Origin of the sequence: Variovorax sp. TBS-050B, from assembly GCF_029893635.1 — a bacterium.
Taxonomy (GTDB): domain Bacteria; phylum Pseudomonadota; class Gammaproteobacteria; order Burkholderiales; family Burkholderiaceae_C; genus Variovorax.
In genome coordinates this window covers 2,280,717-2,304,829 of record NZ_JARXYR010000002.1, presented here as the reverse complement: position 1 = coordinate 2,304,829, position 24,113 = coordinate 2,280,717, and the positions used below count along the sequence as shown (strand labels likewise).

Sequence of the window (24,113 nt, the reverse complement as noted above, 5' to 3'; positions counted from 1 at the left end):
CCTCAGTCGATCACGGCATCGACTGACATCGCGCGATGCATGAGAGCAACATAACAACCACATAAATGGAGCGCGGCGTGGGCGGGCACTTTGCAACTCACATCGTTGCTCCGATAATTGAGCATTGGATTTTTCTATGTTGACCTGGGACGAAGAAGTCAAGCCCTCCTTGCCAAAGGATATGCAACAAGGATTGCAGCAGCACCACGCATCGACCAGCGGCCTGTCCGTCGGCCGACCGGTGGATGCTCCGACTTCGTCGATCGCGCAGCACACCGTCGCAACGCCCGTTGCCACGCAGCGCGTCAAGGCTTCCGACAAGCGCATCATCAACGGCCAGACCGACGTCAACCAGCTGGTGCCGTTCAAGTACAAGTGGGCGTGGGAGAAGTACCTCGCCACCTGCGCCAACCACTGGATGCCGCAAGAGGTGAACATGACGCGCGACATCGCGTTGTGGAAGGACCCGAACGGCCTCACCGAAGACGAGCGCCGCATCGTCAAGCGCAACCTCGGCTTCTTCGTGACCGCCGATTCGCTGGCCGCCAACAACATCGTGCTGGGCACCTACCGCCACATCACGGCCCCCGAATGCCGCCAGTTCCTGCTGCGCCAGGCCTTCGAGGAAGCGATCCACACGCACGCCTACCAGTACATCGTCGAGTCGCTCGGCCTGGACGAGAGCGAGATCTTCAACGCCTACAACGAGGTGCCGTCGATCCGCGAGAAGGACCAGTTCCTGATTCCGTTCATCGACGCCATCAGCGATCCGAACTTCAAGACCGGCACGCACGAAACCGACCAGACGCTGCTCAAGTCGCTGATCGTGTTCGCCTGCCTGATGGAAGGCCTCTTCTTCTACGTCGGCTTCACGCAGATCCTTGCGCTGGGTCGCCAGAACAAGATGACCGGCGCCGCCGAGCAGTACCAATACATCCTGCGCGACGAGTCGATGCACTGCAATTTCGGCATCGACCTGATCAACCAGCTCAAGCTCGAGAACCCCGGCCTCTGGACCCCCGAGTTCAAGGCCGAGATCAAGGCCCTGTTCCTCAAGGCCGTCGAGCTCGAATACCGATACGCCGAAGACACCATGCCGCGCGGTGTGCTCGGCATGAATGCCTCCATGTTCAAGGGCTACCTGCGGTACATCGCCAACCGGCGTGCGCAGCAGATCGGCCTCGAAACGCTCTTCCCGAACGAGGAAAACCCGTTCCCCTGGATGAGCGAAATGATTGACCTGAAGAAAGAACGCAATTTCTTCGAGACCCGCGTCATCGAGTACCAATCGGGTGGCGCACTCTCCTGGGATTGAGGTTTTTCGACAAGAATCGATGAATTCAAGAATTGCCCTTGCCACCGACCGCGCCGAAGAGCGCGGCATGGACGAGGGCTCAGGTGTTCATGGTGCTGGAGCCTGGTCTCCAACCCCATGAATCGCTTCACGCTACGACGGTGCGAGAAGCGCTTCAATAGGTTGATTTTTTCAACTTGATCAAGGAGAAAACAGAAATGGCAACTGCAAAGAAAGCGCCGGCTAAGAAAGCCGCAGCAAAGAAGGCTCCGGCCAAGAAGGTCGCAGCGAAGAAGGCTCCTGCCAAGAAGGTAGCAGCCAAGAAGGCACCGGCGAAGAAGGTCGCTGCCAAGAAGGTCGCCGCCAAGAAGGCGCCCGCGAAGAAGGTAGCCGCCAAGAAGGCAGCACCGGCCAAGAAGGCCGCTGCGAAGAAGGCGCCTGCGAAGAAGGCTCCTGCCAAGAAGGCCGCGGCGAAGAAGGCGCCGGCCAAGAAGGCCGCTGCCAAGAAGGCGCCTGCGAAGAAGGCTGCCGCCAAGAAGGCGCCTGCGAAAAAGGCTGCGGCCAAGAAAGCCGCGAAGAAGCCCGCTGCCAAGCCTGCCGCTGCTGCCAAGAAGCCGGCTGCGAAGAAGGCTGCCAAGGCACCCGCTGCGGCGCCTGCGCCTGCTGCGCAAACCACGCTGAACCCGCAGGCAGCCTGGCCGTTCCCCACGGCCAGCAAGCCCTGAGTTCCCTCAGCGGCCTTGAAGGCAAAAGCCCGGCACCTCACGGTGTCGGGCTTTTTTCATGGGCGCCGGAGCGCCGGTGGCCTCAGAGGCCCAGCGCCTTGCGGTCGATCTGGTAGTTCTGCGGCCCGCGCTGCGCGATCTTGAGCGCGCCCACGCGATTGCCCAGCGCCGCGCACTGCGCGAGCGGCCAGTCCTTCTCGAGCCCGAACAGCAGCGCGCCGCGCCATGCGTCGCCGCAGCCCGTGGGTTCGACCACCGCCGTCGGCTCCACGCCCGGAACGTGCTCGCGCTCGCCGTCGATCCAGACTTCGCAGCCGTCGGCCGCGAGCGTGACGACCAGGCCGCGCACATGCCGCGAGATCTCGGCGAGGCTCCAGCCGGTGCGCTGCGACAGCATCTTGCCTTCGTAGTCGTTGACCACCACCCAGCTCGCCAGCTCGATGAAGTGCCGGAGCGCCTCGCCGTCGAACATCGGCAGGCCCTGGCCCGGATCGAACACGAACGGAATGCCGGCGGCGGCGAACTGCTCGGCATGCTGCAGCATCGCCTCGCGGCCGTCGGGCGCGATGATGCCGACGCGGATGTCGTCGCGCGCAGCGATCTTCGTCAGGTGCGCCTGCTGCATCGCACCGGGGTGGAAGGCCGTGATCTGGTTGTTGTCGACGTCGTTCATGATCATCGCCTGCGCGGTGAAGGTGTCGTCGAGCTGGCGCACGAACTCGGTGCTGATGCCCAGCGTGCGCATGCGCTCGAGGTAGTCGGCGCCGTCGCTGCCGAGCGTGGCCATCGGCAGTGCCGTACCGCCGAGCGCGTTGAGGCTGTAGGCGATGTTGCCCGCGCAGCCGCCGAAGTCGCGCCGAAGGCCCGGCACCAGGAACGACACATTGAGGATGTGCAGCTGGTCGGGAAGGATCTGGTCGGCGAACCGGCCCTCGAAAGTCATGATGGTGTCGAACGCGAGGGAACCGCAAATCACTGCTGCCATGGTGAGCCCGTTGGGTGAGGGAAGAAGAAAAGGAAAGAAAGACGATGAGCGGGCGGGGCCGGCTCAGGGATAGAACGCTTCCACGCGATAACCTGCGATCGGCGGCAGCGCCGCCGCTTCGCTCGCCGAGAGGCTCAGCGGCAGCGACGCCGCCTGGTCCGCACGCGCCGCAAGCACCGGGGGTGCGCCATAGTCCGCGGCCATCAGCACGCGCCGCACCACGGCACGCTCCTGCGTGTCGAGCAGCGAGAGTTCGATCGCCGGCATCGCGAGCGGCACGGTGGCGCCGTTGCGCAGGGTGAAGCTGAGCCGGTAGTCGCTGCTGCCGGTCTTCTCGCGCGTGAAGGCCGCGCCTTCGATCACGATGTCGCCGATCTGGCGCAGCGCCGTGAGTTCGCAGCCCGTCCATCGGCACAGCGTGGCGAAGGCGGGGCGAAGATTCGGCTGGCGCGCCACGATGCCGTCGCGCTCGTGGCGCAGCACCTGCAGCACGAGCAGCAGCACCGCGAGTACGGACAGCAGCCACATCGCGCGCCGCAGTGCCGGCCGCTGCCAGACACCTGCGCCCTGGCGCTTCGCGCCGTCGTTCTCGAACAGCGGAAGACGCTCGGAATCGGCGTCGTCGTCCTCGCGCAGCGACGGCGGCGGAAGCGGCGACTCGGCGGATTCGGGCTCGCTGGCCTGGCGCACCATCGAGGAAGCGGCCAACTTCTCGGCGGCGCGTTCCTCGCGCGCCTTCGCATGCGCGACCTTGGCCGACTTGATGCGCGCGCGGCGCAGGGCCTTCTGCATCTGCACCTGGTCGCGGTCCTGCGCGAGCTCCTGCGTCTCCGTCTCTTCGCTGGCTGACTCCGCGAGCGCGCGGGCCTTGAGGCGCAGTGCCGGCAACGGCGGCGGTGGTGGTGGCGGCGGCGAAGGCGGTGCCGCGAGGTTCAGATCGATGTTCGGAAACGGCGGCAGCGAACTCGGCGGCGGACGCCACTCGGGCGGGTTGGCATCGAAGTCGGACCACAACGCGTCGGCGAGGATGCCGTGCGCCGGCATGGCGAAGGACGGCGCGGGCGCGGGGGCAGGCGCGGGCTCCGGCGCCTCGGGTCGCGGCGCGGTCGCGGTGTCTTCGGCGACAGCATCGGCCGGCGGTGCAGGCTCGGCCGCAGGCGGCGCTGCGCGGCCGTCGAGTTCGTCGTCGAAGAACTCCGCGTCCTCTGCCGCCTGCGAAGCTGCCGTGGACTCGGGCACCGGCGGCGTGGGCTGCGGCGCAGGCGCCGTGGTGGAAGCGGCAGCAGGCTGCTGCGGCCCGTCCGGCATCTCATGCAGTTCGAGCGTGGCGTCGAACACATGGCTGCAGCGGCCGCAACGAACCCAGCCATCGGAAATGCGGAGCTGATCGCGCACCACCTTGAAGGTGGTGGTGCAGGAAGGGCAGCGCGTGGCGAGGCTCATGACGGGGCGATTGTAGGGTTGCCCCCTCCCCGCGCACGCGCGCAGAAGAAGATCGAAGCGGCGGCGCGAGAAGGCGGCCGCTTCCTCAGCAGCGCGCCGTCATGAGGATCCAGCCGTCCTCGCTGTCGCCGACCTCGAGCGCGGCATAGGGCGCATAGGCCTGCTGGAGTTCTTCCGCCTGGCGCTCGAGGATGCCGGCGAGCACCAGCGATCCGCCCGGCGCCACATGGCTGCGCAACAGCGGCGCGAGCACCTTGAGCGGCGTGGCGAGGATGTTCGCGAGCACCACGTCGTACGCACCCTGCGCCGCCTCGGGCAGTCCGGCCTTCAGCTGCACGCCGTTGGCCTCGGCGTTGCGCATGGTCGACGAGACCGCGGCCTCGTCGATGTCGACGGCATCGATGTCGCTCGCACCGAACTTCGCCGCGCCGATCGCGAGGATGCCGGAGCCGCAGCCGTAGTCGAGCACGCGCCGGCCCGCCAAAGCGCCCTGCTTCGCGATCCAGCGCAGGCACATGCGCGTGGTGGGATGGGTGCCGGTTCCGAAGGCGAGCCCCGGGTCGAGGCGGATCACCCGGCTGGCCTGGGCGGGCGGCTCGTGCCAGGTCGGCACGATCCAGAACTCGGGCGTGATCTCGACCGGCGCGAACTGCGACTGCGTGAGCCGCACCCAGTCCTGATCGGGCACCGGCGCCACGCCGAGCACCGCGCAGCCTTCGAAGAAATCCTGCAGCGCGAGCACCGAGGCGGCCTCCTTCGCGAGCGCCTCCTCGGCGAACAGCGCGATCACGCGCGACCGCTGCCAGCCCTCCTTGGGCGGCGGCATGCCGGGCTCGCCGAACAGCGCCTGCTCGGCATCGGTCTGGGCATCGGCGTCTTCCACCGAGACGCTCAGCGCATCGAGCGCGTCGAGCGCATCGCTGACCATCTCGACCCGGTCTTCCGGCGCCATCAGGCGGAGTTCAAACATCAGAGAAATCCCTCTTCATCAGGAACACCGAGGAACCGGCTTTGCCGGGCCTCCGGTGTTGCCCCCTGCAAGGGGGTTGGCGAAGCGACACGAAGTGCGCGAAGCCTGGGGGTCTTCATCGTTTATGTGCGGCGAGCCACTCTTCGAGGTAGTGGATGTTGGTGCCGCCGCTCATGAACTTGGCGTCGACCATCAGCTCGCGGTGCAGCGGGATGTTGGTCTGGATGCCTTCGATCACGGTTTCGTTGAGCGCCGTGCGCATGCGCGCCATGGCCTGCTCGCGCGTGTCGCCGTAGACGATGATCTTGCCGATCATCGAGTCGTAGTTGGGCGGCACGAAGTAGTTCGTGTAGGCATGCGAATCGACACGCACGCCCGGGCCGCCCGGCGGATGCCACATGGTGATGCGGCCCGGCGAAGGCGTGAACTTCCACGCGTCCTCGGCGTTGATGCGGCACTCGATCGCGTGGCCGCGCATCTCGATCTGGCGCTGGGTGAACGGCAGCTTCTCGCCGGCCGCGACCATGATCTGCGTCTTCACGATGTCGATGCCGGTCGTGGCCTCGGTCACCGGGTGCTCCACCTGCACGCGCGTGTTCATCTCGATGAAGTAGAACTCGCCGTTCTCGTAGAGGAACTCGAAGGTGCCGGCGCCGCGGTAGCCGATCTTCTTGCAGGCCGCGGCGCAGCGCTCGCCGATCTTCTCGATCAGCTTGCGCGGAATGCCCGGCGCGGGCGATTCCTCGATCACCTTCTGGTGGCGGCGCTGCATGGAGCAGTCGCGCTCGCCCAGGTAGACCGCGTTCTTGTGCTTGTCGGCCAGCACCTGGATCTCGATGTGGCGCGGGTTCTGGAGGAACTTCTCCATGTACACGGCCGGATTGTTGAAGGCCGCGCCCGCTTCCGCCTTGGTCATCTGGATCGCATTGACCAGCGCCGCCTCGGTGTGGACCACGCGCATGCCGCGGCCGCCGCCGCCGCCCGCCGCCTTGATGATGACGGGGTAGCCGATGGCGCGCGCGATGCGCTTGTTGGTGGCGGCGTCGTCGGAGAGCTCGCCTTCCGACCCGGGCACGCAGGGCACGCCGGCCTTGATCATCGCCTGCTTGGCCGAGACCTTGTCGCCCATCGTGCGGATGTTGTCGGGCGTGGGGCCGATGAACTGGAAGCCGCTCTGTTCCACGCGCTCCGCGAAGTTGGCGTTCTCGCTCAGGAAGCCGTAGCCCGGGTGGATGGCTTCGGCATCGGTCACCTCGGCGGCCGAGATGATGGCCGGCATGTTGAGGTAGCTCTGCCCCGACGGTGCGGGGCCGATGCACACGGCCTCCTGCGCCAGCTTGACGTACTTCGCGTCGCGATCGGCCTCGGAATAGACCATCACGGCCTTGATGCCGAGTTCGCTGCAGGCGCGCTGGATGCGCAGCGCGATCTCGCCGCGATTGGCGACCAGAATCTTCTTGAACATGGTCACTCGATGATGAACAGCGGCTGGCCGTATTCGACCGCCTGGCCGTTTTCGCCGAGGATCTGGGTGATCGTGCCGGACTTGTCGGCTTCGATTTCGTTGAGGATCTTCATCGCTTCGATGATGCAGACCGTGTCGCCCTCGTTGACCTTGCTGCCGACTTCGACGAAGGCCGGCGCGCCGGGGCTGGACGCGCGGTAGAAGGTGCCGACCATCGGCGACTTGACGACGTGCCCGGTGGGCGCGGCCTCGGGTGCCGGCGCTGCGGGAAGCACCGGCGCGGCGGCGGCGCCGGGTGCCGGCGCGGCGGTGGGCGCTGCCACGGTCTGAACGTATTGCACCGGGGCGGCGCCGCCGCCCTTCACGATGCGAACCTTGCCTTCGGTTTCGGTGATTTCCAGTTCGGAAATATTGGATTCAGACACCAGGTCGATCAGTGTCTTGAGTTTGCGCAGATCCATGAGGCTCCAGTGCCGGCGTTGCCGGGATTAGGAAGTAACTTTGCCAAAAATCGTCGATTTTCAGCGAACAGCGGCGAATGCCGAGGTGTATCTGATTCTAACCGTGAACCAGTTCACGTCGCCAGGCGTCCAGGTCGGCCGGCTCGAGCTTGCCCATTTTACGGGCCGCGACGGTGCCGGACGCGCCCAGCACCAGCGTGAAGGGCAGCCCGCCGCCGGTGTTGCCCAGGCTTTTGACGAGCTCGGTACCCTGCAGGCCCGCCAGGCCAATAGGATAGGCCACCGGCGTCTTCTGCAGGAACTTGCGCACCGCACTCGGCTGGTCGATCGCCAGTCCGACCACTTGCCAGCCGTTGCCGCCGTGATCGCGGAAGAAGCGGTCGATCATCGGCATCTCCTCGACGCAGGGCGGACACCAGGTAGCCCAGAAGTTGAGCAGCAGCGGCTTGCCGCGCAGGCTGGCGAAGAGCAGTTCGCCGCCCTCGGGCCGGTCGAAACGCTGCGCCCAGAAGGCCGGGTCCAGCGTCTCACCGGCGGGCATGCTGCGCTGTTCGCGCCACCATGCGCCGCCCAGGCCTGCCGCAGCGGCCGCAACCGCCACGCCGCCGTACAGCAGGCCGCGCCGTGTGGGCGAAGAAGTCATTCACTTGTCCTTTTCTCTTTCGATCAGCCGCCGCAGCGCGGCGAGGTCGCCGCGCGGCACCCGGCCCTGGGCGTCGGGCCTGAGCGCACCGCGCAGGTCGTCGAGGTCGTAGACCAGCAGATGAACGCCGATCTCCTCGCCGAGCGCGCGGCTTGACGCATGCACGCTCAGGGCCTCGACCTGCTCGCCGTGGAAGCCGGTCACCATGCGCGGTTCGTAGTCCACGTGGTGATCGATCAGGGCGATTTCGGCCGACTTCGAATCATCGCAGAACAATTGAATGTAAATGTCTGACAGGCGCGTGGCCGTGCCGTGCCACACCGCGCCGCCCACGTGCGGCCGGAAGGCGGCCATGCGTTCCATCCATTCGAGCGCGAGCAGGCGCAGGGCGTGCAGTTCCTGCGGCTGGGTGTCGGCGCAATAGAGCGCGATGTAGTCGCGCACCTCGGCTTCGACCTCGTCGTTGTTGGGCAGCGCCGTGCGCGACGAGAGCCCGAGGTCGCGCACGGCGCGGCGCTTGGCGGGGCCGTACTCGAGCCCCTCTTCGACCACGAGGCGAGCGGCTGCCGCGGCGATCTCACGCTTGGAGCTGTCCATCGATGCATTTTGCCCGCAAAGGATGAAGCCCGACAGACTCCCTAGAATCCCTTGATGCACATACATATTCTTGGCATTTGCGGCACGTTCATGGGCGGTCTGGCCGCGCTGGCGCGCGAGGCCGGCCACCGCGTCACGGGCTGCGATGCCGGCGTGTACCCGCCCATGAGCGACCAGCTGCGCGCACTCGGCATCGACCTGATCGAAGGCTTCGGCGCCGACCAGCTCGCGCTCGCCCCCGACGTGTTCGTGGTTGGCAACGTGGTCTCGCGGGCGCGGTTGCCCGACGGTGCGCCGAAGTTCCCGCTGATGGAAGCCATCCTCGACGCCGGCAAGCCCTACACCAGCGGGCCGCAATGGCTGGCGGAGCATGTGCTGCTCGGCCGCCACGTGCTCGCGGTGGCCGGCACCCATGGCAAGACCACCACCACCTCGATGCTGGCCTGGGTGCTCGAACAGGGCGGCAAGGCGCCGGGCTTCCTGGTCGGCGGGGTTCCGCTCGACTTCGGGGTGTCGGCGCGGCTTGGCGACGGCCCGGCCTTCGTGATCGAGGCCGACGAATACGACACCGCCTTCTTCGACAAGCGCAGCAAGTTCGTCCACTACCGCCCGCGCACGGCGGTCCTGAACAACCTGGAGTTCGACCACGCCGACATCTTCGACGACCTCGCGGCCATCGAACGGCAGTTCCATCACCTCGTGCGCACCGTGCCCGCGAGCGGCCGGCTGGTGGTGAACGCCACCGAGCCAAGCCTGCAGCGCGTGCTGGCCCAGGGCTGCTGGAGCGCGCTCGCACGCTTCGGCGCGGGCGGCGAATGGCAGGCGAGCGGCACGCACGACGCCTTCGACGTGCTGCGCCATGGCCAACCCGTGGGCCGCGTCGAATGGGCGCTGTCGGGCCTGCACAACCAGATGAACGCGCTGGCCGCGATCGCCGCCGCCGAACATGTGGGCGTGGCGCCGGCTGACGCGGCCCGCGCGCTCGGCAGCTTCCGCAACGTGCGCCGGCGCATGGAACTGCGCGGCAGCGTCGAAGGCGCGGGCGGCGCGATCACCGTGTACGACGATTTCGCGCACCATCCCACCGCCATCCGGACCACGCTGGACGGCCTGCGCAGCAAGCTCGATGCCGAAGGCCGCCAGGGCGATCGCATCCTCGCGGCCTTCGAGCCGCGCAGCAACACGATGAAGCTCGGCGTCATGGCGGCCCAGCTGCCGTGGAGCCTGGAGGCGGCCGACCTGTCGTTCTGCCACACCGCCGGCCTCGACTGGGACGCGGCGGCGGCGCTGGCGCCGATGGGTGCACGCGCGCAGGTGGCCGATGCCATCGCGCCGCTGGTGGATCGGATCGTGGCCCAGGCACGCCCGGGCGACCACATCGTCTGCATGAGCAATGGCGGTTTCGGCGGCGTGCACGACAAGCTGCTGGCGGCCTTGCGCGCGGCCGCCGCCGCGTCATGAGTGCCATGCGCGCGCGCGAGCTGATCGACGCCCTGCGGCTGCAGCCCCATCCCGAGGGCGGCTGGTACGCCGAGGTCTTCCGCTCCGCAGCGGGCGTGCTGCCCGCCGACGGCCGGGGCGCGCGCAGCGCGCTCACCAGCATCTATTTCCTGCTCGAGGCGGGCCAGCACTCGCGCTGGCACCGCGTGCTGTCGGACGAGGTCTGGGTCCACCTCGAGGGCGTGCCGCTGGCGCTCTGGACCTGCGACGCCGCGATGCGCACCGCGCCGGCGCACCTGCGGCTCGGTCCGATCGACGCGCACGGGACGCGACCCCAGCATGTGGTGCCGGCCGGCCAGTGGCAGGCCGCGCAGCCGATCCAGAGCCACACGCAGGGCGACTACACCCTGGTCGCGTGCATGGTGGGCCCGGGCTTCGACTTCGCCGACTTCTCCCTGGTGGCGCCGGACAGCGACGAAGCCGCCGCCATGCGCCACCACTGGCCCGAACTCGCGCGAATGCTCTGACTCAGCCGCGGCGGCGCTTGACCGCCTGCGACAGCGTATCGAGCACCTGTACCGAATCGTCCCAGCCCAGGCAGGCATCGGTGATGCTCTTGCCGTACTCGAGCCCCGCGATCTGGTCCTTGCCCGGCGTGAACTTCTGCGCGCCCGGCTGCAGGTGGCTCTCGACCATCACGCCGAAGACGCGCTTCGAGCCGCCGGCGATCTGGTCCGCGATGTCCCTGGCGACGTCGATCTGCTTCTGGTGCTGCTTGGAGCTGTTGGCATGGCTGCAGTCGACCATCAGCGTCGGCGGCAGCTTCGCGGCTTCGAGGTCGCTGCAGGCCGCTTCCACGCTCGCCGCGTCGTAGTTCGGCGCCTTGCCGCCGCGCAGGATCACGTGGCAGTCGCGGTTGCCGTTGGTCTGCACGATCGCGACCTGGCCGTTCTTGTGCACCGAGAGGAAGTGATGGCCGCGCGCCGCGGCCTGGATCGCATCGGTGGCGATGCGGATGTTGCCGTCGGTGCCGTTCTTGAAGCCGATCGGCGCCGACAGGCCCGAGGCCAGCTCGCGGTGCACCTGGCTTTCGGTGGTGCGCGCGCCGATCGCGCCCCAGGCGATCAGGTCGCCGATGTACTGGGGCGAGATCACGTCGAGGAACTCGCTGCCCGCGGGCAGGCCGAGCCGGTTGATGTCGATGAGCAGCTGGCGCGCGATGCGCAGGCCCTCGTCGATGCGGTAGCTTTCGTCGAGGTAGGGGTCGTTGATCAGGCCCTTCCAGCCGACCGTGGTGCGCGGCTTCTCGAAGTACACGCGCATCACGATCTCGAGCGTGCCGGCGTACTTCTCGCGCTCCTGCTTCAGGCGCCGCGCGTAGTCGAGCGCCGCGGCCGGGTCGTGGATCGAGCAGGGCCCCATGACCACCAGCAACCGGTCATCCTTGCCCGCCATGATGTTGTGGATGTTGCGGCGGGTGGTGTCGATCAGCGTCTCGACCGGCGTACCGCGGATCGGAAAGAAGCGGATCAGATGTTCGGGAGGGGGCAGCACGTTGATGTCCTTGATGCGTTCGTCGTCGGTCTTGCTGGTCTTTTCGACGTTCGCATACCAGCTGTCGCTGGCCGGGGCAGTGTTCGTGCTCATGGTTGGGTCCTTGTCGTGAAATCTTCAGGGCATAAAAAAACCGCCGGGGGCTTTGGGCCACCGGCGGTTTTGGGAGGGTGTTCGTGTGCGTTTTACGCGCTCGCCTCTCGTCCGCCGGAAACCGGGAACCAAAAGTAGGCAAAGAAAATAAGCGCGGACGGCGGACATAGGGGCGAAATGTAGCACGGAAAAACAAAAGCCGGGCAAGCGCCCGGCTTCGCATGGCTCAGCGGTAGCCCGATTCGTTCGGGTTGTGGATGATCCAGATCAGGTTGCCGCCCGAGTAGTCGCCCATGCCGCCGCCGGCGAAGATCAGCCGGCCCTGCCCCTTGTAGGTCATCTCGTAGCGGTGCCGATCGCTGCCGAAGTAGAACGGGATGAAGGCCTTGCCCGTGACGTAGGCGCCCTGGTCCGTCGGCGGGCCGGCGAGGTCGGTGACCTGCTTCGCGCTCATGCCGATCTGGAGGCGCGCGAACTTGCTGTTGCGCGCCGGGGTGCCGGTGATCTCGCCTTCGTAGCCGTTCAGGCCCTTGACGGTGCGTCCGCTGCCGGCCTCGACCTTCGAGGAATCGACCACGTTGCCGCGCGCATCCATGCCGGCCTTGGCGCCGCCGCGCGATGCGGCCGCGGGCGCCGCAGCCGGTGGTGCGGAAGCCGCCGCGGACTGGCCCTCGGCCGAACCGCCGCGCGAGGCGCAACCGGCCGTCGCCAGTGCCACCGCTGCGGTCACGGCATAGAAAGCCGCGGACGAATTGATCCTGATCCTCATCGAACGCTCCTATTTGTAAACAAATGAAGGAGCGGAGCTTAGCAAGCTCTCAGGCCGTTCCGCCTACGGTCAAACCATCGATGCGCAGCGTGGGCTGGCCCACGCCGACCGGCACGCTCTGGCCTTCCTTGCCGCAGGTGCCCACGCCCGAATCGAGCGCCATGTCGTTGCCGATCATGGTCACGCGCGTGAGCGCATCGGGGCCGTTGCCCACGATGGTGGCGCCCTTCACGGGGTACTGGATCCTGCCGTTCTCGACCCAGAAGGCCTCGCTGGCCGAGAACACGAACTTGCCGCTCGTGATGTCGACCTGGCCGCCGCCGAAATTGGTGGCGTAGAGGCCCTTCTTGATGCTGGCGACGATTTCCTGTGGATCCTTGTCGCCGCCGAGCATGTAGGTGTTGGTCATGCGCGGCATCGGCACGTGCGCATAGCTCTCGCGGCGGCCGTTGCCGGTGGGCTTGACCTTCATGAGCCGCGCGTTGAGCGAATCCTGGATGTAGCCCTTGAGGATACCGTCCTCGATCAGCACGTTGCGCTGGCTCGCATTGCCTTCGTCGTCGACGTTGAGCGAGCCGCGGCGGTCGGCGATGGTGCCGTCGTCGAGCACGGTCACGCCCTTGGCCGCGACGCGCTGGCCGATGCGGCCCGAGAACGCGCTCGAGCCCTTGCGGTTGAAGTCGCCCTCGAGGCCGTGGCCGATGGCTTCGTGCAGCAGGATGCCGGGCCATCCGGAGCCGAGCACCACGGTCAGCTCGCCCGCGGGTGCGGGACGCGCGTCGAGGTTGGTCAGCGCGGCCTTGACGGCCTGGTCGACGTATTCGGCGATCTTTCCGTCGTCGAAGTAGGCCAAGCCGAAGCGGCCGCCGCCGCCGCCCGAGCCCACCTCGCGGCGGCCGTTCTGCTCGGCGATCACCGTCACCGAGAGGCGCACCAGCGGCCGCACGTCGGCCGCGAGCGTGCCGTCGGCGCGCGCCACCAGCACCACGTCGTACTCGCTCGCCAGGCCCGCCATCACCTGCGCCACGCGCGGGTCGCGCGAGCGTGCGAGCTTCTCGACCCGTTCGAGCAGCTGGACCTTGGCCGTGCTGTCGAGCGTGGCGATCGGGTCGATGCCGCGGTAGAGCGAGCGGCTCGAGGCGATCTTCCGCGCCGCGGTCTTCACGCGCGCGGTGCGGCCGGCGGATGAGATCGAACGCACGGTGCGCGCGGCATCGAGCAGCGAGGCCTCGGAGATGTCGTCCGAATAGGCGAAGGCCGTCTTCTCGCCGCTGACCGCGCGCACGCCCACGCCCTGGTCGATGCTGAAGCTGCCGGTCTTGACGATGCCTTCCTCGAGGCTCCAGCCTTCGCTGCGCGTGTACTGGAAGTACAGGTCGGCGTCGTCCACGCGGTGTGCGGTGATCTCGGCAAGCGCCTTGCCCAGGTGCGATTCGTCGAGGCCGAAGGGCGTGAGAAGAAGCTGCTGCGCCGTGGCGAGGCGCTCGATGGTGGGTTCGCGGGAGATCATCGGTCGATTATTGCTCGCGCCGCGCCATCGCGCAGGAACTCGTCGGCGAGCTCGCGCAGGATCGGCAGCGCGGGGGCCTCGGTGCGGCGCGCGAGCGTCACGACGGCGAAGCGCGCCACGCGACGGAGCGCCGGGCGCATGTCCAGCTCCACCAGCCCCGGCGCGGCCGCGCGGATCGCCAGCAGCACCGCATCGCTGGCGTGCGCCACCTCGACCAGGCTCGGCAGTTCCTCGCATTGCAGCGTGACGCAGGCCGCGGGATGCGCCTGCGGGCCGTAGGTCTCCACCAGCGCCGCCGCGACCTGGTCGCTGAGCGGCGTGGAAGCGATCGGATAGCGCTGCACGTCGGCGAAACGGACGCCGCCGCGCGCCGGCCGGCGAGCGGATGGCCCGGGCGGCACATGAACACGCCGCGCATCTCGCGCACGGTGTCGAGCTTCAGGTCGGGCGCGGGCTTGAGGGAGAGCGCGTCCACCACCAGGGCGTCGAGCGTGCGGCTGCGCAGCGCCTGCAGCAGCAGGTCGGTGTGGCCGCGGGCCACCACCACGCGCACCTTCGGATGGCGCTCGGCCATGCGCATCAGCAGGGGCGTCATCAACATCGCGCCCGGGCCCGAACCCATGCCGACGCGCAGTTCGCCACTCTCGGCCTGGCCGGTGAGGCGGCCGCTGTCGTGCAGCTCCTCGGCATCGAGCACCAGCTGGCGCGCACGCTCCACCACCTGCTTGCCGAAGGGCGTGAGTTCGTTGCGGCGTCCCACGCGGTCGAACAGCGGCAGGCCGAGTTCGTCCTCGAGCGCCCGGATGCTGCGGCTGAGCGCGGGCTGCGTCAGGTGCATGGCCTCGGCCGACGCGCTGAAGGAGCCGGTGGCGGCCAGCGAGATCAGATGCCGGAGCTGGACCAGGGTCATGGCTGCAAACGACGAGTTCGATGAGTTCGACTCATGCTAATGCATAGAACAATGCATTGGACGGCGTATTTGCAGCCTCCTACGATCGGTTCCGGCGCCCTCTCCTTCCTCCGCGTGCGCCCCCACAACCCACGGAAAGCGACACATGACGAAGTCCTCGTTCCCGCGCCGGCGAGACCTGCTGGCCTGCGGCCTGCTGGCGGCCACCGGCGCCGCCTCCCTCGCCCAGCAGCCCTATCCCGCCAAGCCCGTGAGCCTCATGGTTCCCTATCCGGCGGGCGGTCCGTCGGACGCGACGGCGCGCATCTTCAACCTGCCGCTGGGCCAGGCGCTCGGGCAGCAGGTGATCGTCGAGAACCTGGGCGGTGCGAGCGGTGCGATCGCCGCGCAGAAGGTGCTTTCGGCGCCAGCCGACGGCTACTACCTGTTCCAGGGCTCGCCCAACGAGGTGATCCTCTCGCCGCTCGCCAACGCGGCCGTGAAGCTCAAGGCCGAGGACTTCCGCCTCGTCGCTCCCGTGGCCGACGCGGTGATGGTGTTCGTCGCGCGCAAGGACCTGCCCGCCAACACCGTGGACGAGCTCATCGCGCTGGCCCGCAGGTCGCCCGCGCAGCCGCTCAGCTACGGCAGCGTGGGCATCGGTTCGCTCTACCACCTGCTGCTCGAGAAGGTGCAGCTGCAGACCGGCATCCAGCTGAACCACGCGCCCTACAAGGGCAACGCGCCGCTGCTGCAGGACCTCGGCGGCGGCCAGGTCGATTTCGCGGTGCTGGTCTACAGCGCGGCCATGGGTGCACTGGCCGAGCAGGGGCGGCTGAAGGTGATCGGCCAACTCGGCGCGCAGCGCTCCGAGCTGCTGAAGAACGTGCCCGCGATGAGCGAGAGCAGGGAACTCAAGGACTTCAACTACAAGACCTGGAGCGGCTTCATGGTGCCGCGCAAGACGCCCGAGGACGTGGTGCAGCGGCTGCACAAGGCGATCGGCGCCACGCTGTCCGACCCGGGCGTGCGCTCGCAGCTGGCCGCGCAGACGCAGACGGCCTCGGCGCCGATGTCGCTGGCCGAGGCGCAGAAATTCTTCGAGAGCGAGACGGCGCGCTACCGCGACATCGCAAAATCCATCCACCTGCAACCGCAATAGGCATCCGCATGCACAACCTGCTTGAAGACCTGCAGCACCACGCCGACGAATTCATCGGCATCCGCCGCGACATCCACCGCCACCCGGAGCTGGCCTTCGGCGAACACCGCACGGCCGCGCTGGTCGCCGAGAAGCTGCAGGCCTGGGGCTACGAGGTCACGCAGGGACTGGGCGGCACCGGCCTGGTGGGCCGCCTGGTGCGCGGCGACGGCACGCGGCGGCTGGGCATCCGCGCCGACATGGATGCGCTGCCGATCGACGAGGCCACCGGCCTGCCCTATGCCAGCTGCAACCACGGCGTGATGCATGCCTGCGGCCACGACGGCCACACCGCGATGCTGCTGGCCGCGGCGCACCACCTCGCCACGCGCGGGCGCTTCTCGGGCACGCTGCACCTGATCTTCCAGCCGGCCGAGGAAGGCGGCGGCGGCGCGCTGCGCATGATGGAGGACGGCCTGTTCGACAGATACCCCTGCGATGCGGTGTTCGCGATGCACAACATGCCGGGCCTGCCGCAGGGCCGGTTCTCGCTGCGCGAGGGCGCGGCCATGGCTTCCTCCGACTACGCCACCGTGGTGGTCGAGGGCGTGGGCGGCCACGGCGCCATGCCGCACCGCACGGCCGACCCGGTGGTCGCGGCCGCGAGCATCGTGATGGCGCTGCAGAGCGTGGTGTCGCGCAACGTCGACCCGCTGCAGATGGGCGTGGTGACGGTGGGCGCCATCCACGCCGGCAAGGCCAACAACGTGATCCCGGCCAGCGCGACGCTGGAGATCAGCGTGCGCGCGCTCGACCGCGACGTGCGCGCGCTGCTCGAAAGGCGCATCAAGGCCGTCATCGCCGCACAGGCCGAGAGCTTCGGCTGCACGGCGCGCGTCGAGTGGCGCAAGGGCTACGCGGTGCTGGTCAACACGCCGGCCGAGACCGCGTTCGCCCGCGAAGTGGCCCTGGAGCTCGTGGGCGCCGAGCGCGTGACGCTGCAGGGCCCGCCGCTCACCGGCAGCGAGGACTTCGCCTTCATGCTCGAGAAGGTGCCGGGCAGCTACCTGCTGATCGGCAATGGCGACGGCGACAGTGCCGGCGCCTGCATGGTCCACAACCCGGGCTACGACTTCAACGACGACAACGTCGCCCTTGGCGCCGCCTACTGGGTGCTGCTGGCCGAGCGCTTCCTGGCCGGCTAGTTCTGGGCCAGCTTCCGGGCCCGGGCGATCGACATCAGGATGCCGAGCCCGAGGCCCAGCGTCACCATCGCCGTTCCGCCGTAGCTGATGAAGGGCAGCGGCACGCCCACGACTGGCAGGATGCCGCTCACCATCCCCATGTTCACGAAGGCGTAGGTGAAGAAGATCATCGTCACCGCGCCGGCCAGAAGCCGCGAGAACAGCGTGGTGGCATTGAGCGCGATGGCGAGGCCCCGGAAGATCAGCAGGATGAAGGCCGCGATCAGCGCGAGGTTGCCCACGAGGCCGAATTCTTCGGAATAGGCGGCGAAGATGAAGTCGGTGGTGCGCTCGGGAATGAACTCCAGGTGCGTCTGGGTGCCCTGCATGAAGCCCTTGCCGCCCACGCCGCCCGAGCCGATCGCGATCATGCCCTGGATGATGTGGAAGCCCTTGCCGAGCGGGTCCTTGCTCGGGTCGAGCAGGGTGCAGACGCGCTGCTTCTGGTAGTCGTGCAGCACGCGCCAGTCCACGCCGTCGACGCACAGCTGCGACTCGAAGCCCACGAGCAGCGTGATGGCGACCGCGCCGATCACCACCGGCGGCACGATCAGCTTCCACGGCAGGCCCGCGAAGAAGATCACGGCCATGCCGGCCGCGAGCACCAGCAGCGAGGTGCCCAGGTCGGGCTGCTTCATGATCAGGCCCACCGGCACCGCGAGCAGCAGCGTCGCGACCACGAAGTCGAGCGGCCGCAGCTGCCCTTCGCGGCGCTGGAACCACCAGGCCAGCATCAGCGGCATGGCGATCTTGAGGATCTCGCTGGGCTGGATCACCACCCCCACGTTGATCCAGCGTGTGGCGCCCTTCTTGGTGATGCCGAACAGCGCCACGGCGATCAGCAGCGCCACGCCCGCGGCATAGAGCGGCACCGCCGCCCACATGAGCTTCTGCGGCGGCACCTGGGCCACCACGAACATGATGAAGCCGGCCAGCAGCATGTTGCGGCCATGGTCGGCGAAGCGCGAGCCGTGGTCGAAGCCCGACGAATACATGGTGAGCAGCCCGGCGAAGGCCAGCAGCAGCACGGCGAAGGCCAGGAGGCCGTCGAAGCCCTGGAAGATGGGCGCGATGCGACGCGCCAGGGAGGGCTGGTTGAACACGGCGGACATGATGGGCACGGATTATCCGCGCCCGGCGCCGCATCTCAGCCCAGCGCGAACTGAACGACCGTGCGCCCCGGTCGGCTTTCGACCCCCAGCCGGGCGCCGATGGCCGCCGAGCGCTGCGCCAGCGCCCGCGGCACCGTCTCGGCGTCGAAGCCCCGGCCGTCGTCGATCACGCGCACCTGCACCGTGGCGGCCACTTTCCGGGCCTCGATCCGCAAGGTCTTCGCGTGGGCATGCTGCATCACGTTGGAGATCGCCTCGAACAGCAGGAACTGCAACTGCCGCATCGCCTGCACGTCGAGCGACTTCAGGATCGGCAGCTCGTCCACCGCCCATTCGAAGGCGATGCCGGCGGCGGCCAGGCGCGGCTCCATGCGGTAGCGCAGCGCCGCCAGTAGCGCACCCACGTCGCCGGGCGGCAGGTGGATGGAGTCGATCGAGAGCTTGAGCTGGTCGAGCGACTCGCTCAGCGTGCGCATCAGCTCGCCCGAGCTCGCCTGCTCCGACTGGAGCTGCCGGATCGCCGAGCTGATGCGCGAGCCAACGCTGTCGTGCATGTCGCGCAGGATGCGCTCCCGCTCCTGCGTGCGCGCCTGGTCCCGCGCCACCTGCTCCAGCGCGGCGAAGGTGGAGGCGAGCTCGCGCTCGCGCTGCGCCACCCGCTCGGCGAGGCTGACGACCCAGCCGCGCGCCTCGGTGCTGGCGGCGTGGAAGCGCCGCAGCACGATCATCAGCAGCGCCAGCCCCAGGAACACCGTCGAATAGCGCACCCAGGCGGTCTCGCCATAGTTCTCGCCCAGGCGGAGCACCTGCCAGTCGCGCAGGCCCAGCCCCACCGTCGCCAAGGCCCCGAACGCGAGCAGCAGCCGCTCGGCGCTCGGCCGCCGGACCATCGCGATGGTGAAGGCGCAGACCATCAGCGCGACGCAGCCGATCTCCAGCGCCAGCCAGGCCGTGAACCAGGCGGGCTGCTCGCGGTAGAACGCCAGCGCGCTCGCGACGATGCTGCCGGCGACCACGCCGGCCGCCACCCAGCGCAGCCAGCGCAGGCGCGCCTCGGCATTCCAGCCCACGAAGTGCAGGCAGAACATGATGGCGGAGGCGATCCAGACGGCGGTGCAGGCGGCCATCAGCACGCCCCAGAGCGGCCAGGCCAGCGGCGGTTCGGCGATCACGCCGTCCGCGACGCGGAGCGCCCATGCGAACTCGGCCAGCGCCGCCCACAGGTACACGCCGTCGCGCCGCGGCTGGCCGGCCGCGTCCATCTCGGCCTGCGTGAACCACAGCGCCATCGAGATCCCGCCGACCACCAGGCCGAAGGCCGCGAGGAGCACCGACCCGACGAAGCGCCAGGCGTGCGCGCGCTCGTACAGCTCGCCGCGCACCACGGCGGCCGGCCCGATGGTCAGGCGGGAGAGTCCCGCGCCGCGGTCGCCGTCGGCCCGGATGCGGATCTGCAGCCGGTTGGCGCCGGCTCTCAGCAGAACGCCGGGCACCGGCACGTAGATCGGCGCCTTGGCATGGTCCGGCCCGTTGCCGCGTGCGAGGTCGCCGTGCGCCTGCAGCAGCGTGCCGTTGAGCCACACCTCCAGCACGTTGCCCGCGCGCGGAATGAAGATGCCCCATGGCGCGCGCGGCTCGGCCTCGAGCGCGAACGGCAGGTCGAAGATGGCCAGGCCCGGGCGCCCCGGATGCCGGCGGTCCCAGTGGTAGGGCAGCACGAGCGGCGCGGTGGCGGTGCGGCCGTCGACCGTGGTCGTCACGGTGCCCTGGCGCAGTTCGATGGGGCGCTCCTCTGCCGTGGCGGCGAAGGCGCCGCTCGCCATCACCCACATCCCGGCCAGCGCCGCGGCACACCACAGCCACAGCGCCGGCAGCGCGTCGTCCGGCCGACCGAAGATCCGCCGGATCACGTGCCTCACCCCGGGTGGGACAGCAGCCCGAGGCGGGTGGCTTCGAACACGGCCTCGCTCTTGGAATGCACGGCCAGCTTGCCGTAGAGGTTCTTGATGTGGGTCTGGATCGTGTGCACGCTCAGCCCCTTGAGGCGCGCGATCTCGGCATAGGAGAACCCGCGCGATATCAGGGTCAGCACCTCGTGCTCGCGCGCGGAGAGCAGGCCCGGCCCGCTGCTGTCGGCCGCGGCCTCGGGCGCCAGCACCGGCATCGCCGCGCCCGACTGCAGGCTGCGGTATTTGGCGAGCACGCGGCGCGCGATCATCGGCGAGATCGGCGACGCGCCGGCCTTCATCTCGACGATGGTCTGCGCGATGTCTTCGGGCGCGGCGTCCTTGTGGATGTAGCCCACCGCGCCGGCCTCGATGCTCGAGAGCACGTTCTCCTCGTCGCCGAAGACCGAGATCACCAGCGGCTCGCAGCCGGGAAAGCGCGCGACGGCATGACGGATCACGTCGAGCCCGCTGCCGTCGGGCATGCCCAGGTCGACCAGCAGCACGTCGGGGATGGTGGCCGTGTCGGCGAGCCACGCGAGGGCCTCGCGCACCGTGCCCGCGCTGCCGAGCCAGAAAAGGCTCGGGCTGCGCTGCACGCTGGCCTCGAAGAAGGCGCGCGCCCGGCTGTCGTCCTCGACCACGAGCACGCCCCAGCGATGCGTATTTCCGGCATCCATGGCCCCGATGTTCATGGGCTGGAGCATAAGCCGCGCGGAAGCCCAAAAGGGGCCGCCAACCTCCCGTTTTCATGGGATGCGAGCAGGCGCAGACAGCTTCGACACTGGTGCGGCCTTGCAGGCAAGGCCCGTTCGCTCGCGCCGCTCGCACCGATGCATTGAGTACTTTCGAACTCGAATGCGCCGCATCCGAATCCGTCGCGGCGTTTTCGGCGTACATGCCAAGCCGATGCCAACCCCCGTCCATGCCAAGAAAGCCCGGCTGGAGTGCCTCGGCGAAGCGCGCGGCCCGTCCGGACGGACCGACCTCATGCAAAATCAACCCCAGCCTTCAACGAAGCCGTGTCGACCGCCCCTCCCTCCGTTCCGCCTCGCATGGATCCACAAACCACCCATCTGCTGTACCTGCACGGCTTCCGTTCCTCGCCGCGCTCCACCAAGGCACGGCTGATGGCCGAGCACGTGACACGGCATCATCCGGAACTGCAATGGTGGTGCCCGCAGCTGCCGCCCTCGCCGCGCGAAGCGATCGACATGGTCATGAAGGGCATCGCGGACTGGCCGCGCAAGTCGATGGCAGTGGTCGGCTCCTCGCTCGGCGGCTTCTATGCCACCTACGTCGCGGGCATGACGCGCTGCCGCGCCGTGCTGCTCAACCCGGCGGTGCATCCGGCGCGCGACCTCGAGCGCTACATCGGCGACCAGACCCAGTGGCACGACCCGGCCGAGCACTTCTACTTCAAGCCCGAGTACATCCAGGAGCTGCGCACCATGGAGGTGGGCGCGCTCACGCGGCCCGAACGCGTGCTGGCCATCATCGCCAAGGGCGACGAGGCGCTCGACTGGCACGAAAGCTCGGCGCGCTATCCCGACAGCAACATCAAGCTGATCGAGGGCGGCGACCACGCGCTGTCCGATTTCGCCGTGAACCACCTCGACGAGGTGATGGCCTTCATCAACCCGATCTAGCCTCCCGCGCCGGCCGTCGCCGGGCGGAACGCGCCCGCCCGCGTGGGAGAATCGCCGGATGTTCGTATTGTTTGAAGAAGCCGGCAAATACCTGGGCGGCCGCGTCCTGTCGGAAGCCGAGGCGTCGGCGCAGGTCGAGCTCGACACCGGCAAGCGCGTCAAGGTCAAGGGCGCCAACATCGTGCTTCGCTTCGAGAAGCCGGCGCCGGCCGAGCTGATCGCCGAGGCGCGTGCGCTCGCCGCCGCGATGGACCTCGACCTGGCCTGGGAATTCGCGCCCGAAGGCGAGTTCGGCTTCGCGGAACTCGCCGCCGAGTACTTCAGCGACAAGCCCTCGCTCGCACAGCAGGCCGCCGCGCTGTTCGCGCTGTTCGAGGCGCCGCACTACTTCCGCCGCGCCGGCAAGGGGCGCTTCAAGAAGGCGCCGGCCGAGATCGTGCAGCAGGCGCTCGCCGCCATCGAGAAGAAGAAGGTCGTCCAGGCGCAGATCGTCGAATGGGCCGGGCAGCTGGCCGAGGGCAGCTGCCCGCCTCCGATCCGCGAGCAGCTCTACAAGATCCTCTTCAAGCCCGACAAGAACGCACCCGAATACAAGGCCGTGGTCGAGGCCGCGCGCGCCACGCAGCGCCCGCCGCTCGAACTGCTGGAGCGCGCCGGCGCGATCGATTCGCCCTACCAGTTCCACTGGCGGCGCTTCCTGTTCGAGAACTTTCCCAAGGGCACCGGATTCCCGCCGCTGGCCGCGCCCGCCATCGCCGAGGAACTGCCGCTCGCCGAAGGCGTGCAGGCCTTCTCGATCGACGACTCGCAGACCACCGAGATCGACGATGCGCTCTCGGTGCAGGGCCTGGGCAGCGGGCGCGTCACCGTGGGCATCCACATCGCCGCGCCGGGCCTCGCGCTCACGCCGGGCAGCCCGATCGACCAGGTGGCGCGCGCGCGCATGTCCACCGTCTACATGCCGGGCCACAAGATCACCATGCTGCCCGACGAGGTGGTGAACGCCTACACGCTGCTCGAAGGCGGCGACCGGCCGGCCGTCTCGCTCTACGCGAGCTTCGACGAAGCCACGCTCGCGCTGCAGTCGACGGAAACGAAGCTCGAACGCGTGCCGATCGTCGCCAACCTGCGGCACGACCAGCTCGACGGCGTGGTCACGCAGGCCTGGCTCGAAGATCCGGCCGCCGCCGGCAACGGCGCGCCCGAGGCCGCCGAAAGGCTGCGTGCGCCGCTGTCCTTCCTGTTCCGTCTCTCGAAGCAGCTCAAGGCCGAGCGCGAGGTGGCGCGCGGCAAGCCGGAGAGCTTCAACCGGCCCGACTACAACTTCCGGCTCATTCGCGCCGCCGGGCCGCCCCAAGGCGCGAATCCCCCCTCGGGGGGCATGGGGGCCCAACAAGATCGGCAACACCGGCGAACCGGAGGGCAACGAGCAGGTGCAGATCACCACGCGCCAGCGCGGCGCGCCGCTCGACCTGATCGTGTCGGAAGCGATGATCCTCGCGAACAGCAGCTGGGGCGGCTGGCTCGGCGAACTCGGCGTGCCCGGCCTCTACCGCAGCCAGGCCAGCCTGGCGCCCGGCATCAAGGTGCGCATGGGCACGCGCGCGCTGCCGCACGCCGGCCTGGGCGTGAAGAGCTATGCCTGGAGCACCTCGCCGCTGCGCCGCTACACCGACCTCGTGAACCAGTGGCAGATCATCGCGGCCGCGCGCCACGGCAAGACCGCCGCGCTCGCGGCGCCGTTCAAGCCCAAGGATGCCGACCTGTTCTCGATCCTCTCGGGCTTCGATGCGGCCTATGCGACCTACAACGCCTACCAGGGCGGCATGGAACGCTTCTGGACGCTCAAGTACCTGGAGCAGCAGGGCATCACCGAACTCGAGGCGACGGTCATCAAGGACATTCCGAACGGCGCGCTGGTGCGCGCCGACACGCTGCCGCTGGTGTTTCCCGTCGCGGGCCAGCAGGCGCGCGGCGCGCGCGTGCGCGTGAAGCTCGGCGAGATCGACGAGATCGCGCTCGACGTGCACGGCACGGTGCTCGAGCGCCTCGATGCGCCGGAAGCCGATGCCGCGGCCGCGGACGAAGAAGGCGACGAGGAAACCGAAGAGGTCGCGGGACCGATCGCGATCGCGGTCGACCTTGGCGACGGCGAGCCGGCCGCCGAAAACGCGCCCGCATGA

Annotated in this window: 20 protein-coding genes and 2 pseudogenes; 8 read left to right on the top strand and 14 right to left on the bottom strand. The window is 68.6% G+C overall.

From position 1 onward, the window contains the following. Positions 1-136: 136 nt before the first annotated feature. Positions 137-1,315: a ribonucleotide-diphosphate reductase subunit beta gene (locus tag M2165_RS13770; RefSeq protein WP_280815172.1), complete on the top strand. Its 1,179-nt coding sequence runs from the start codon at positions 137-139 to the stop codon at positions 1,313-1,315. Positions 1,316-1,512: 197 nt separating this feature from the next. Next, complete coding sequence (locus M2165_RS13765) at positions 1,513-2,019, top strand: histone H1-like DNA-binding protein (RefSeq protein ID WP_280817536.1); 507 nt, start codon at positions 1,513-1,515, stop codon at positions 2,017-2,019. Between the two features lie 82 nt (positions 2,020-2,101). On the opposite strand, the gene M2165_RS13760 is transcribed toward M2165_RS13765, so the two are convergent. The 7 genes from M2165_RS13760 to M2165_RS13730 form a co-directional block, all read right to left on the bottom strand. Beyond that, entirely contained in the window at positions 2,102-3,004 is a 903-nt protein-coding gene (locus tag M2165_RS13760) for a carbohydrate kinase family protein (protein ID WP_280815171.1), read from the bottom strand. A 63-nt stretch (positions 3,005-3,067) separates the two neighbouring features. Further along, positions 3,068-4,447, bottom strand: a complete 1,380-nt coding sequence (locus M2165_RS13755) for a zinc-ribbon and DUF3426 domain-containing protein (RefSeq protein ID WP_280815170.1) — start codon at positions 4,445-4,447, stop codon at positions 3,068-3,070. 85 nt (positions 4,448-4,532) lie between these two features. Further along, positions 4,533-5,417 carry a 50S ribosomal protein L11 methyltransferase gene (gene prmA, locus M2165_RS13750; protein WP_280815169.1) on the bottom strand — a complete coding sequence of 295 codons (885 nt, stop codon included), beginning with the start codon at positions 5,415-5,417 and terminating at the stop codon, positions 4,533-4,535. Positions 5,418-5,532: 115 nt separating this feature from the next. Continuing rightward, a complete protein-coding gene (accC, locus tag M2165_RS13745) occupies positions 5,533-6,882 on the bottom strand; it encodes an acetyl-CoA carboxylase biotin carboxylase subunit (RefSeq protein WP_280815168.1) in 1,350 nt (449 codons plus the stop codon). Between the two features lie 2 nt (positions 6,883-6,884). After that, positions 6,885-7,343 carry an acetyl-CoA carboxylase biotin carboxyl carrier protein gene (gene accB / locus M2165_RS13740; RefSeq protein WP_280815167.1) on the bottom strand — a complete coding sequence of 153 codons (459 nt, stop codon included), beginning with the start codon at positions 7,341-7,343 and terminating at the stop codon, positions 6,885-6,887. A 97-nt stretch (positions 7,344-7,440) separates the two neighbouring features. After that, positions 7,441-7,986 (bottom strand): TlpA disulfide reductase family protein, encoded by a 546-nt coding sequence (locus M2165_RS13735; protein WP_280815166.1) that lies wholly within the window; start codon positions 7,984-7,986, stop codon positions 7,441-7,443. Beyond that, positions 7,987-8,583, bottom strand: a complete 597-nt coding sequence (locus M2165_RS13730) for a hypothetical protein (protein ID WP_280815165.1) — start codon at positions 8,581-8,583, stop codon at positions 7,987-7,989. It abuts the gene before it with no gap. A 54-nt stretch (positions 8,584-8,637) separates the two neighbouring features. Here M2165_RS13730 and mpl point away from each other — a divergent pair, with 54 nt between their 5' ends. Continuing rightward, complete coding sequence (mpl, locus tag M2165_RS13725; RefSeq protein ID WP_280815164.1) at positions 8,638-10,044, top strand: UDP-N-acetylmuramate:L-alanyl-gamma-D-glutamyl-meso-diaminopimelate ligase; 1,407 nt, start codon at positions 8,638-8,640, stop codon at positions 10,042-10,044. After that, the gene (locus M2165_RS13720) at positions 10,041-10,550 is read left to right on the top strand and encodes a cupin domain-containing protein (RefSeq protein ID WP_280815163.1); all 510 of its coding nucleotides are present in this window, start codon (positions 10,041-10,043) and stop codon (positions 10,548-10,550) included. Before mpl ends, M2165_RS13720 begins: the two co-directional genes overlap by 4 nt. 1 nt (position 10,551) lies before the next feature. Here M2165_RS13720 and M2165_RS13715 read toward each other — a convergent pair whose 3' ends face one another. From M2165_RS13715 to M2165_RS13700, 4 genes and pseudogenes are all read right to left on the bottom strand, one after another. Then, positions 10,552-11,670: a 3-deoxy-7-phosphoheptulonate synthase gene (locus M2165_RS13715; protein WP_280815162.1), complete on the bottom strand. Its 1,119-nt coding sequence runs from the start codon at positions 11,668-11,670 to the stop codon at positions 10,552-10,554. 226 nt (positions 11,671-11,896) lie between these two features. Continuing rightward, on the bottom strand, positions 11,897-12,439 hold the full coding sequence (locus tag M2165_RS13710; RefSeq protein ID WP_280815161.1) for a hypothetical protein: 543 nt from the start codon (positions 12,437-12,439) through the stop codon (positions 11,897-11,899). Positions 12,440-12,488: 49 nt separating this feature from the next. Beyond that, positions 12,489-13,949, bottom strand: a complete 1,461-nt coding sequence (gene tldD, locus M2165_RS13705; protein ID WP_280815160.1) for a metalloprotease TldD — start codon at positions 13,947-13,949, stop codon at positions 12,489-12,491. Beyond that, a pseudogene (locus M2165_RS13700) lies at positions 13,946-14,859 on the bottom strand (LysR family transcriptional regulator). The gene tldD and the pseudogene M2165_RS13700 overlap by 4 nt, the downstream one beginning before the upstream one ends. 145 nt (positions 14,860-15,004) lie before the next feature. On the opposite strand from M2165_RS13700, the gene M2165_RS13695 reads away from it, so the two are divergent. Both M2165_RS13695 and M2165_RS13690 read left to right on the top strand, forming a co-directional pair. Then, positions 15,005-16,000: a tripartite tricarboxylate transporter substrate binding protein gene (locus tag M2165_RS13695; RefSeq protein ID WP_280815159.1), complete on the top strand. Its 996-nt coding sequence runs from the start codon at positions 15,005-15,007 to the stop codon at positions 15,998-16,000. A gap of 8 nt (positions 16,001-16,008) precedes the next feature. Then, the gene (locus tag M2165_RS13690) at positions 16,009-17,184 is read left to right on the top strand and encodes a M20 aminoacylase family protein (RefSeq protein ID WP_280815158.1); all 1,176 of its coding nucleotides are present in this window, start codon (positions 16,009-16,011) and stop codon (positions 17,182-17,184) included. Here M2165_RS13690 and rodA read toward each other — a convergent pair. Genes rodA through M2165_RS13675 form a run of 3 tightly spaced genes read right to left on the bottom strand, consistent with a single transcriptional unit; the run spans position 17,181 to position 20,988 of the window. Then, positions 17,181-18,335, bottom strand: a complete 1,155-nt coding sequence (gene rodA / locus M2165_RS13685) for a rod shape-determining protein RodA (RefSeq protein ID WP_280817535.1) — start codon at positions 18,333-18,335, stop codon at positions 17,181-17,183. The two genes, M2165_RS13690 and rodA, sit on opposite strands and share 4 nt — an antisense overlap. Positions 18,336-18,370: 35 nt before the next feature. Continuing rightward, complete coding sequence (locus tag M2165_RS13680; protein ID WP_280815157.1) at positions 18,371-20,254, bottom strand: ATP-binding protein; 1,884 nt, start codon at positions 20,252-20,254, stop codon at positions 18,371-18,373. Beyond that, positions 20,251-20,988 carry a response regulator transcription factor gene (locus tag M2165_RS13675; protein ID WP_280815156.1) on the bottom strand — a complete coding sequence of 246 codons (738 nt, stop codon included), beginning with the start codon at positions 20,986-20,988 and terminating at the stop codon, positions 20,251-20,253. Before M2165_RS13675 ends, M2165_RS13680 begins: the two co-directional genes overlap by 4 nt. A 348-nt stretch (positions 20,989-21,336) precedes the next feature. Here M2165_RS13675 and M2165_RS13670 point away from each other — a divergent pair, with 348 nt between their 5' ends. Beyond that, positions 21,337-21,930 (top strand): YqiA/YcfP family alpha/beta fold hydrolase, encoded by a 594-nt coding sequence (locus M2165_RS13670; protein ID WP_280815155.1) that lies wholly within the window; start codon positions 21,337-21,339, stop codon positions 21,928-21,930. A 58-nt stretch (positions 21,931-21,988) separates the two neighbouring features. After that, a pseudogene (locus M2165_RS13665) lies at positions 21,989-24,113 on the top strand (RNB domain-containing ribonuclease).

Coding starts and splice junctions, on each gene's coding strand:
- M2165_RS13735 (WP_280815166.1), bottom strand. CDS start 7,986: ATGACTTCTTCGCCCACACGGCGCGGCCTGCTGTACGGCGGCGTGGCG.
- rodA (WP_280817535.1), bottom strand. CDS start 18,335: ATGTCCGCCGTGTTCAACCAGCCCTCCCTGGCGCGTCGCATCGCGCCC.
- M2165_RS13765 (WP_280817536.1), top strand. CDS start 1,513: ATGGCAACTGCAAAGAAAGCGCCGGCTAAGAAAGCCGCAGCAAAGAAG.
- M2165_RS13695 (WP_280815159.1), top strand. CDS start 15,005: ATGACGAAGTCCTCGTTCCCGCGCCGGCGAGACCTGCTGGCCTGCGGC.
- tldD (WP_280815160.1), bottom strand. CDS start 13,949: ATGATCTCCCGCGAACCCACCATCGAGCGCCTCGCCACGGCGCAGCAG.
- accB (WP_280815167.1), bottom strand. CDS start 7,343: ATGGATCTGCGCAAACTCAAGACACTGATCGACCTGGTGTCTGAATCC.
- M2165_RS13715 (WP_280815162.1), bottom strand. CDS start 11,670: ATGAGCACGAACACTGCCCCGGCCAGCGACAGCTGGTATGCGAACGTC.
- M2165_RS13755 (WP_280815170.1), bottom strand. CDS start 4,447: ATGAGCCTCGCCACGCGCTGCCCTTCCTGCACCACCACCTTCAAGGTG.
- M2165_RS13760 (WP_280815171.1), bottom strand. CDS start 3,004: ATGGCAGCAGTGATTTGCGGTTCCCTCGCGTTCGACACCATCATGACT.
- M2165_RS13720 (WP_280815163.1), top strand. CDS start 10,041: ATGAGTGCCATGCGCGCGCGCGAGCTGATCGACGCCCTGCGGCTGCAG.
- mpl (WP_280815164.1), top strand. CDS start 8,638: ATGCACATACATATTCTTGGCATTTGCGGCACGTTCATGGGCGGTCTG.
- M2165_RS13730 (WP_280815165.1), bottom strand. CDS start 8,583: ATGGACAGCTCCAAGCGTGAGATCGCCGCGGCAGCCGCTCGCCTCGTG.
- M2165_RS13690 (WP_280815158.1), top strand. CDS start 16,009: ATGCACAACCTGCTTGAAGACCTGCAGCACCACGCCGACGAATTCATC.
- M2165_RS13675 (WP_280815156.1), bottom strand. CDS start 20,988: ATGCTCCAGCCCATGAACATCGGGGCCATGGATGCCGGAAATACGCAT.
- M2165_RS13710 (WP_280815161.1), bottom strand. CDS start 12,439: ATGAGGATCAGGATCAATTCGTCCGCGGCTTTCTATGCCGTGACCGCA.
- M2165_RS13670 (WP_280815155.1), top strand. CDS start 21,337: ATGGATCCACAAACCACCCATCTGCTGTACCTGCACGGCTTCCGTTCC.
- accC (WP_280815168.1), bottom strand. CDS start 6,882: ATGTTCAAGAAGATTCTGGTCGCCAATCGCGGCGAGATCGCGCTGCGC.
- prmA (WP_280815169.1), bottom strand. CDS start 5,417: ATGTTTGAACTCCGCCTGATGGCGCCGGAAGACCGGGTCGAGATGGTC.
- M2165_RS13770 (WP_280815172.1), top strand. CDS start 137: ATGTTGACCTGGGACGAAGAAGTCAAGCCCTCCTTGCCAAAGGATATG.